General features: G+C 67.8%; 1 protein-coding gene and 1 pseudogene. Both read right to left on the bottom strand.

From position 1 onward, the window contains the following. On the bottom strand, window positions 1-2,685 hold a 2,685-nt coding region (locus MKD38_RS30390; RefSeq protein ID WP_252682419.1), incomplete at its 3' end, for an efflux RND transporter permease subunit. 20 nt (window positions 2,686-2,705) lie between these two features. Next, a pseudogene (locus MKD38_RS30385) lies at window positions 2,706-2,802 on the bottom strand (efflux RND transporter periplasmic adaptor subunit); the annotation flags it as partial.

The following is a 2,802-nucleotide window of genomic DNA, read 5'->3' as shown; positions in this document are numbered from 1 at the left end:
CGGCTGGAAGAAGCTGGCGAACTGCGAGGCCAGGATCATGTAGATGAAGATCACCGCCAGCGCCAGCGCCGACACGGCGTAGCCGAACGACTCGTTCATCGACTTGGTCGAGCCGCCGAAGCGGTACTTGTAGCCGGCCGGCCAGTTGACCCCATCCAGCGCGGCCTTGACGTCGCGCGCGACTTCGCCAGCCGAGCGCCCGGCCACGTTGGCGGTCAGCTCGACCTCGCGGTTCAGGTCGCGCCGGCTGATCTGGTTGGCGCCGGTGGTGGGCACCAGCTCGGCGATCTGGCGCAGCGGCACCATCTTCGGCGAGTCATCGGCATTGGCGTGGCTGCTGGCGATCATCAGCGCGCTGAGGTCGGCCATGCCGGTGCGCGCGTCCTTCGGCAGGCGCACGCGCACGTCGTAATTCTCGTCGTCGGGCGCGCGCCAGGAGCTGATGGCATCGCCGGCCAGCAGCGGGCGCAGCGCATTGCCGATCTGCGCCACGCCCACGCCCAGGTCCGAGGCCAGCTCGCGCCGGATGCGGACTTCGATGGTGGGGCGGTCGTCCTTCATGCTCGAATCCAGGTCGGTCAGGCCGGGAATCGCCGCCATGCGCGCGCTGGCTTCGCGCGACAGGCGTCGCAGTTCGTCGAGGTCGTCGCCCTGGATCGATACCTGGATCGCCTTTTGCCCGCCGGCGCCGTCGGGCATGCCGACCATGGTCAGCGTGATGCCGGCAATGCCGGCCAGGCGCTGGCGGATCAGCGGGTTGAGCTGCGCGGTGGTCAGGGTGCGCGCGCGCCGCTCGGTCAGGCGCACCGACACCAGCGCGTTGTTGCGGCCCGAGGCGTTGCCCGAGTTGATGGTGGCGTAGGTGTAGGCCACTTCGGGGAAGGCCTTCAGCGCGGCTTCGACCTGCCGCACCTTGGCTTCGGTGACGTCGAGCGGGGTGCCGACCGGCGTGGTGAAGCCGACCTGGGTCTCGCCCAGGTCGGCATTGGGCACGAACTCGGTGCCGATCAGCGGCACCAGCGCAAAGCTGCCGAAGAAGGTCGTGGCGGCGATGACGGCGGTCGCCAGGCGATGCTTCAGCGCCCAGCCCAGCATGCCGGCGTAGCCGTCGCCGAGCCGGTCCATCCTGGCCGAGAACCAGTCCAGCAGCCGTCCCACCGTGCGTCCGTACCAGCTGGCCTTGTTGCCGGTACCGTGCAGGTCGGGGTCATGCCAGACCGAGGACAGCATCGGGTCCAGCGTGAACGAGACGAACATCGAGATTAGCACCGCCGCCACCACGGTGATGCCGAACTGGTGGAAGAAGCGCCCGATGATGCCGCCCATGAAGCCCACCGGCAGGAACACCGCGACGATCGAGAAGGTGGTGGCCAGCACCGCCAGCCCGATCTCGTTGGTGCCGTCCAGCGCCGCGCTGCGGTGGTCCTTGCCCATCAGGTTGTGGCGCACGATGTTCTCGCGCACCACGATGGCATCGTCGATCAGCAGGCCCACGCACAGCGACAGCGCCATCAGCGTGATCACGTTGAGGGTGAAGCCGCACAGGTACATCACGCCGAAGGTGCCGATCAGCGCGATCGGCAGCGTCAGCCCGGTAATCACCGTGCTGCGCCACGAGCCGAGAAACAGGAACACGATCGCCACGGTCAGGAAGGCGCCTTCCAGCAAGGTCGAGCGCACTTCCTTCACGCTGCTGCGGATGCCGCGCGCGGTGTCGTTGACCACATTCAGCTGCACGCCGGCGGGCACCAGCTTGCGCACCTCGTCGGTCATGCGCACCAGGCCGTCGACGGTATCGACCGTGTTCTGGCCCTGCGCCTTCACCACCGACAGGAACAGCGCGCGCTTGCCGTCGAGCAATGCCAGGCTTTCCTGTTCTTCCTGGCCGTCGCGCACGTCGGCGATCTCGCCCAGCGTCACCGGCTGGCCGGCGCGGCGCGCGACGATGATCTGCCGGAACGCATCCGGCGTGGGCACGCGGCCCTTGATCTGCACCACGGTCTCGGTCGCCGCGGAACGCAGTTCGCCCGCGGGCAATTCCTGGTTCTCGTTGCGGATCGCGTTCATCACCTGGTCGACGCCGATGCCCAGCGCTTCCAGCTGCGCCGGACGGATGCGGATCTCGACCTCGCGCCTGGTGCCGCCGACGAGATTAATCGCGCCCACGCCGCGTACGGTTTCCAGCCGCTTGCGCACGATCTGGTCGGCGATGGTGGTCAGCTCGCGCTGGCCGCGGCCGGCGCCCGGCGCGTTGGACACCGACAGGTAGAAGATCGGCGCGTCGGACGGGTCATAGCGCAGCACGCGCGGTTCCTTGACCTCGTCGCGGAACTGCGGGCGGATCAGCGCGATCTTGTCGCGCACGTCCTGCGCGGCCTGGCCGACATCGACGCTCAGGTCGAACTTGATCACGACGACCGAAGTGCCCTGGTAGGAGTGCGAAAAGATCTCGTCGATGCCGGAGATGGTATTGACGATCTCCTCGACCTTGCGCGTGACGTCGGACTCGACCGACTCCGGCGCGGCGCCTGGGTATTCGGTCTGCACCACCACCACCGGGAAGGTGATGTCCGGGAACTGGTCAACCGGCAGCCGCTGGTACGAGAATAGCCCCACCACGATGAAGGCCATCATCATCATGGTGGCCAGCACCGGGTTGCGGATCGACAGGCGGGTGAACCACATGGGGCGCGTCCTCTATGCTGTCAGGTCTTGACGAGCCTGACCTGGCTGCCGCTGCGCAGCGTGCCCAGGTTGTTGCGCACGATCTCGGCGCCGGCGTCGAGGCCGGCGACGATTTCG

The organism is Cupriavidus sp. WGlv3, from assembly GCF_023952475.1.
Taxonomy (GTDB): domain Bacteria; phylum Pseudomonadota; class Gammaproteobacteria; order Burkholderiales; family Burkholderiaceae; genus Cupriavidus; species Cupriavidus phytorum.
The sequence above is the reverse complement of the archived record's forward strand: the minus strand, read 5'-3'. Positions and strand labels throughout refer to the sequence as shown.